Genomic DNA, 6,859 nt, shown 5'->3' on the forward strand with positions numbered 1-6,859 from the left:
TATCAGGTTAGAAATTACTGGCTGACCCACCGCCATCGGGGCAACGCCCCTCCCACAGTTTTGATCGCCTTTCGTCAGGTCAATCGTTGAACTGGTAGTGCAGCTCGTTATCCCGACTGCTGATGCGCACCCCCGCCAACGCCTTGCCTTCGAGCATGCGCGTGAGGAACTCACGGCTCATGTCCGGCAGCAGGCTGTTGGTGAGGATGGTGTCGATCATGCGTCCGCCGCTTTCGGTCTCGGTGCAGCGCGAGACGATCAGGTCGACCACCGCGTCGTCGTAGTCGAAGGCCACCTTGTGGGTGTTCTCCACGCGCTTCTTGATGCGGTTCAGTTGCAGGCGGGTAATCGCCTTGAGCATCTCGTCACTCAGCGGGTAGTACGGAATAGTCACCAGGCGCCCGAGCAGGGCCGGCGGGAAAATCTCCAGCAACGGCTGGCGCAGGGCCTTGGCGATTTCTTCCGGTTCGGGAATGTTCGCCGGGTCTTTGCACACGTGGGAAATCAGCTCGGTGCCGGCGTTGGTGGTCAGCAGGATCAGGGTGTTCTTGAAGTCGATCACCCGGCCTTCGCCGTCTTCCATCACGCCCTTGTCGAACACCTGGAAGAAAATTTCATGCACGTCCGGGTGGGCTTTTTCCACCTCGTCCAGCAGCACCACGCTGTAGGGTTTGCGCCGCACCGCTTCGGTCAGCACGCCGCCTTCGCCGTAGCCGATATAACCCGGTGGCGCGCCCTTGAGGGTCGACACCGTGTGGGCTTCCTGGAACTCGCTCATATTGATGGTGATGACATTCTGCTCGCCGCCGTACATGGCTTCAGCCAGGGCCAGTGCGGTTTCGGTCTTGCCCACGCCGGAGGTGCCGGCGAGCATGAACACGCCAATCGGCTTGCTCGGGTTGTCGAGGCCGGCGCGGGAAGTCTGGATGCGCTTGGCGATCATCTGCAAGGCATGGTCCTGGCCGATGATGCGTTTTTTCAGGTGTTGGTCGAGGTTGAGCACGGTTTCCAGCTCGTTGCGCGCCATGCGGCCCACCGGAATCCCGGTCCAGTCGGCGACCACCGAGGCCACGGCCTGGTAATCCACGGTCGGCAGGATCAACGGGGTTTCGCCTTGCAGCGCGGTGAGGCGCTGCTGCAGGTCGACCAATTGCGTACGCAATTCATCGCTGCCGCTGTCCACCACACCCGCTTTTTCACGCAGGGTCGCGCGGGTCGCGAGCAACTCATCCACCAGGGTTTTCTCTTCGGCCCAACGGCTTTCCAGCGTGGCCAGGCGCTCACGCTCGGCGCTCAGCAAGGCTTCGCTGTTGCTCTGGCGCGCACCGATGGCGATACCAATCGCATGCTCACGGGCGATGATTTGCAGCTCGGTTTCCAGGGCTTCGATACGGCGGCGGCTGTCGTCCACTTCGGCCGGTACGGCGTGCAGGCTGATGGCGACGCGGGCGCAGGCGGTGTCCAGCAGGCTCACGGATTTGTCCGGCAACTGGCGCGCCGGAATATAGCGGTGGGACAGCTTCACCGAGGCTTCCAGGGCTTCGTCGAGAATCTGCACCTGGTGGTGTTTTTCCATGGTCGAGGCCACGCCGCGCATCATCAGCAGGGCTTTGTCCTCCGACGGTTCGGCAACCTGCACCACCTGGAAACGCCGGGTCAGCGCCGGGTCTTTTTCGATGTGTTTTTTGTACTCGGCCCAGGTCGTGGCCGCTACGGTGCGCAGGGTGCCGCGCGCCAACGCGGGTTTGAGCAGGTTGGCCGCATCGCCTGTGCCGGCGGCGCCACCGGCACCTACCAGGGTGTGGGCTTCGTCGATGAACAGGATGATCGGCTTGGGCGAGGCCTGCACGTCTTCGATAACCTGGCGCAGGCGCTGTTCGAACTCGCCTTTCATGCTGGCGCCGGCTTGCAGCAGGCCCACGTCGAGGCTGCGCAGCTCCACGTCTTTCAAGGCGGGCGGTACGTCGCCGGCAACGATGCGCAGGGCAAAACCTTCGACCACGGCGGTCTTGCCGACGCCGGCCTCACCGGTGAGGATCGGGTTGTTCTGGCGCCGACGCATGAGGATATCCACCAACTGACGGATCTCTTCGTCACGGCCGACGATCGGGTCGAGCTTGCCGCTACGGGCCTGTTCGGTCAGGTCCACGGTAAAGCGCTTGAGCGCTTCCTGCTTGCCCATCGCACTCGGCGCCATGGCGCCGCTGGCTTCGCCCGGCACGGCGCCGGCATTGAAACCGTCGCTGGCAGTCAGGGCGTTTTCCGGCGAGTCGCCGACGTACTCGTCAAAACGTTCGCTCAGGGCTTCGGCCTTGATCTTGTCGAACTCCGACGACAAGCCCAGCAGCGCATGGCGCAGGCTCGGCGTCTTGAGGATGCCCAGCACCAGGTAACCGGTGCGCACCTGGCTTTCGCCGAACATCAGGCTGCCGTACACCCAGCCGCGCTCGACGGCTTCTTCCACATGGGACGACAGGTCGGTGATCGACGTCGAGCCACGCGGCAGCCGGTCCAGGGCCTCGGTGAGGTCGCGGGCCAGGCGTGCCGGTTCCACGTTGAACTGGCGGATGATGCGGTGCAGGTCCGAGTCCTGCAGTTGCAGCAACTGGTGGAACCAGTGAGCCAGTTCCACATACGGGTTGCCCCGCAGTTTGCAGAACACGGTGGCGGCTTCGATGGCCTTGTAGGCCACACTGTTGAGTTTGCCGAACAGTGCGGCGCGACTGATTTCACCCATGCTCTGGATTCCTTGAGGTGGTGGCTTGATCGGCGTAGTGCCGGGCCAGGATTAGGTCGTTGGCGTCATGCTCAGGGTTACCGAGCCAGGTATTGAAGCCCAGGCGGAACTGGCCGTTGAGTTGCAGCGCCGGGACTTCGGGTTGTTGCAAAACCAGGTTGAGGTCCCAGTCCAGTTCATGGCCCAGGTACTCGGCCACCCACGCCACCAGTTCGTTGAACGGCTGATGGCCGGGCAGCATGCCCATATAATCGTCGAGCGTAAGCGGGCCCAGGCGGATGCGGAATTTATGCTGGCGGTCCCACACATGGCTACCCAGGCAAAAGTCCACGCCCAGGCGGTTGGCGCTCACACCGATGCGGCTGCGCTCGGGCAGTTCCAGCCATTGGCCGACGTACTCTTCGATCTCCACCGGCAGGCCGAAATACTCGCTGAGAATCGCCTTGAGGCCATCCGGGTAGCGGGTTTGCGCCGACAGGTGGCCGCTGTAATGCAGTTTCGCGGTGTCGGGAATCAGCCCCTGGTTGAGCAGGCTCGGCATGCCCCGCCCACTCAAGGCGGCGAGGCGCGCGGACCAATAGTCATCGTCCGGGCGGTCGTGGCTGATTGTCGGCCGCGCCTCGGCCCAGGCCCGATAAAACAGGCTGAGCAGGCGATGGTGGAACACGTCCAGGAACTGTTTGCTGGTGCTGTCGGCGTTGTTGCGCTGGCGTTCGCGCACGTACTCGGTGATGTGCAACGGCAGCGGGCCGTTGGGGCCGCCGAGACCGAAGAAGAACTGCTCCAGCCGCGCCGGCTTGCCATCGCCACCGGGTTCGACCGAGGCCAGGGTGGCCGGGGCGAAGGTGCAATCGGCCTGTTGTCCCAGGCGCAGCGGATCATCCGCCAGGCGCAGGGAATGACCCAGGCGCGGCAGGTGTGGCGATTCGCACTCGATACGCCGCAGCGCCTGGAAGAAATCGTATTCCCAGGGCGCCTGATGCATCGCATCGAGGGTACTCACAGGGTCGGACGACGTCCGGGCTTGGCTTTCCATCGCATGATCTCGCCGCGTTCGGTGGTACGGATCACCGTCTCGGTAAAACTGTTGATCGACACGTAGCGTGCCAGGAAGCGTTCCAGTACAGCACCGAGCAGGAACACGCCGGTGCCGCGAAACGCGTTTTCATCGAATTCCAGGGTAATTTCCAGGCCCCGCCCAAACACAATCGGGCCGGGCATCGGCAGGCGCCGGGTCACGGCTTTGCTGCTGACTTCGCGCAGGCCTTCGATCTGCAATTGCAGGGCCGCGTCGTTGCTGTCGCCATACAGGCGCAGCAGTTCACGCAAGGCGCCGGCGCCCTGGCCCTGTTCGCTCAACGACAGGTAGTTGAGCGACAACTGGCTGATCAGGCGCCAGGCCTTGGCGTCATGCGCATGGCTGGCGCGCGGGCGGCTGGGGCCGGCGACGCAACGCACGGCCAGTACCGGCGCGCTGTCGGCCAGGGTGAAGTCGGTCTTGCTGTTGCCCACGCTCATGAACAGCGGCAGGTCGCGGTTGGTGCACAAGGCGGTCACGCCGAGTTGGCGCAGGTCATGGCGATACGGCGCCTGGCGGCTGTCCACCAGGCTGACGAAGGTTTCGCTGCCCACGTAGGTCGAGCGCGGGCCGTTACGGCGCTGGTCGCTGGACAATACGCGTGGCTCGCGTCGCACCGTGTAATACGCCTGGTCGCGGCCATAGCGGGAAGGGTCGCGTACCGCGTAGAACGGCAAAAACGGCTGCTCCGGCCCGGTGCCGTGGCCGGTGATGCCGGTCAACGAGTGAATCTCGAAATCCATCGGCCGCGTGCGGTCGGCAATCACGTGGTGTTCGTTGACCCGGTCGGACAAGTGGATCCGGTCCACGCGTTTGGGAAACAGGTTGATCGCCGGCGTGCAGAACGGCAGGAACTGCGCCGCGCCGACGCTGCCTTCCAGGCTCGGCTCGTGGCGGTCGAACAGCACGATCAGCTCCAGTTCCTGGCCGTCGCAGCGTTTGACCGCGCGGCTCAGCTCGGCGAATTCGACGAACAGGTAGCGGTGGGGCAGGGCGAAGTACTCCTGCAACAGCCGATAGCCCTGGAACGCCCGCGCCACCACCGGCATGGCCGCGTCGGCATCGTCAAAGCCACGCGAGCGCAACGCGTCTTGTGGCAAGCGCTCGACCCAGTCACCGCCGGGCTTGCGTGCAAACACCGCGCAGGCGTTGCCCAGCAGTTGTTCGTAGAGGCGGAACGGTTGCTCGTCGGCGCGCTGAGGTACAGCGGCAGGTTGTCCAGGTCGAGGCTGTTGAACGGCAATTCGGCGCCGGTGCGCAGGGTCAGGCGCAAGCCCGCCTTGGCTTTGGGCTCGCTGGCGGCCAAGCGTCCGAGCACGGCGGCGGGGTTGCCGAAGTATTCGGCGCTGCTGACCTGCAACGGCCACAACGTCACCGGGTGCGCGGTGCGGTACTCGCAGCAGGTCTGGGTTTCGCGGCTCAGGGCGGCACGCAATACGCTGTCGCGGGGCAGGGGGAAACCGCTGGCGAGGGAGCCTTCGTCGGGGTCGGTCTGCAGTTGCACCACGGTCATCGACGGGGTCGGCGCCAGGTAGTGCGGGTAGGCGATTTCCAGCAGGTTGTGGGTGAAGGTCGGGTACTCGGCGTCAAGCTTGAGTTGCACGCGGGCCGTGAGGTAGGCAAAACCTTCGAGCAAACGTTCGACGTACGGGTCGGCGCAGTCCATGCCGGACAGGGTCAGCCGACTGGCGATCTTCGGGTATTCCTTGGCGAACTCGGCGGCGCTTTCGCGCACGTGGTGCAGTTCCTGGTTGTACAGTTCCAGCAGGCGCGGGTTCATGGGCGTCTCCGCTGGTCGGCGTTCACCACGCGCACATGGCCGGACTCCAGGTCCAGGTCGGTTTGCAGCAGCAGGCGCAACGGCACCGGCTGTGCCCACAGGTCGCCTTCGATCTCGAAACTCAGCGCGTTGTGGTTCATCTCGCCCTGGCCGACACGGGCTTTGACGCGCAACGTGTGGCGCAGAATGCGCGGCTCGAACGTCGCAATGGCCTGGTAGATCAGGGCTTCCAGGGCCTTGATGTCGACACTGGAAACGCTGTTGCCCGCCAGCGCCGGCAGGCCGTAATTGACCACTGAGGTGCCGGCCGCGGTGTGCAGGGTGGCATCGGCATCGAGCAACGACGTGGTGTTGAGCAGCCACGCCAGGTCGCGCAGTACCGAGGCTTTCAATTGGGTCAGGGACAGCACGCGTTTGTCGGCGCTTTCCTTCGGGTTGGTCGGATCGTCGTCGGTCAACCGGTCCAACAGGGACGGTTGCAGACGGTCGCGGGAAGCGATTTCAGTTACCACCAAAGCAGCTCCACGGACGGGTTGCGAGAGGGACAAAATGCTGCACTTGAGACCGTAGTGCCGTGGCGCAGGGCCACGGCACCAGGGCTATCAGCGCTTGGTGTTGGAACGGATGTTCCAGCCAAACTTGACCGCGCCGCCGTCTTTGGTGCCGTCGGCTTTCTGTGGCTGGTAGTCCACCATCACTTGGGCGAAGTTCAGGGTGACGTTTTCGGTCAGGCGGTCATCGGTGCCCGAACCGCCGGTGCTCAGCGACGTTACCAGTACTTCTTCCAGGTTGATCACCATGTACTCGACCTGGCTTTCGCCACCGGCCTTGCGCACGGTCAGCTTGACCTTGTCGATGTGCTTGCCGCTGGCGCACAGCATCATCAGGTTTGGCGAAGCCTTGTCGACGTACTTGGTCAGCGACAGGTCCTGGATGTTCACCTTGCCCGCACCGCCGCCACCGCCTACGTGCATGTTGCCGGACTGGGACATGCCCCAGCTCCAGTTCAGCACGTCGATTTCGTCCTTGTGGGCCTTGTCCATGGACTCGCCCTTGATGTCGCCGATCTTGATGAAAATATCAACAGCCATGTTTTCTCCCTGTGTGGCACCGGCCACTTGATTTGGTTTGTGTGGAGGTGCCCCGACTGTCAGGCAACTCGGTCTGTCAGTCAAACCGAGGTGATGCTATCGGGAGCAAGCCCCCTCCCACAGAAGAGCAAGTTACTTACGCGCCTTTTGCAGATGGCAGCTTCGATACCAGG

At 63.8% G+C, this 6,859-nt stretch carries 4 protein-coding genes and 1 pseudogene; all 5 read right to left on the reverse strand.

What is annotated here, in order from left to right:
- Positions 1-79: 79 nt before the first annotated feature.
- Positions 80-2,737, reverse strand: a complete 2,658-nt coding sequence (tssH, locus tag JWR98_RS06365; RefSeq protein WP_205489552.1) for a type VI secretion system ATPase TssH — start codon at positions 2,735-2,737, stop codon at positions 80-82.
- Positions 2,730-3,773 carry a type VI secretion system baseplate subunit TssG gene (tssG, locus tag JWR98_RS06370; protein ID WP_078735240.1) on the reverse strand — a complete coding sequence of 348 codons (1,044 nt, stop codon included), beginning with the start codon at positions 3,771-3,773 and terminating at the stop codon, positions 2,730-2,732. Before tssG ends, tssH begins: the two co-directional genes overlap by 8 nt.
- Positions 3,737-5,595: pseudogene (tssF, locus tag JWR98_RS06375) on the reverse strand (type VI secretion system baseplate subunit TssF). The gene tssG and the pseudogene tssF overlap by 37 nt, the downstream one beginning before the upstream one ends.
- Positions 5,592-6,107 carry a type VI secretion system baseplate subunit TssE gene (gene tssE, locus JWR98_RS06380; RefSeq protein ID WP_078735254.1) on the reverse strand — a complete coding sequence of 172 codons (516 nt, stop codon included), beginning with the start codon at positions 6,105-6,107 and terminating at the stop codon, positions 5,592-5,594. The pseudogene tssF and the gene tssE overlap by 4 nt, the downstream one beginning before the upstream one ends.
- A 90-nt stretch (positions 6,108-6,197) precedes the next feature.
- Positions 6,198-6,686: an Hcp family type VI secretion system effector gene (locus JWR98_RS06385; RefSeq protein ID WP_017526783.1), complete on the reverse strand. Its 489-nt coding sequence runs from the start codon at positions 6,684-6,686 to the stop codon at positions 6,198-6,200.
- Positions 6,687-6,859 lie beyond the last annotated feature (173 nt).

It is taken from the genome of Pseudomonas lactucae (assembly GCF_016937615.1).
GTDB classification, from domain to species: Bacteria; Pseudomonadota; Gammaproteobacteria; order Pseudomonadales; family Pseudomonadaceae; genus Aquipseudomonas; species Aquipseudomonas lactucae.

Excerpts from the sequence above, each read along its gene's own strand:
- tssG (WP_078735240.1), bottom strand. The coding sequence starts at position 3,773 with ATGGAAAGCCAAGCCCGGACGTCGTCCGACCCTGTGAGTACCCTCGAT.
- JWR98_RS06385 (WP_017526783.1), bottom strand. The coding sequence starts at position 6,686 with ATGGCTGTTGATATTTTCATCAAGATCGGCGACATCAAGGGCGAGTCC.
- tssH (WP_205489552.1), bottom strand. The coding sequence starts at position 2,737 with ATGGGTGAAATCAGTCGCGCCGCACTGTTCGGCAAACTCAACAGTGTG.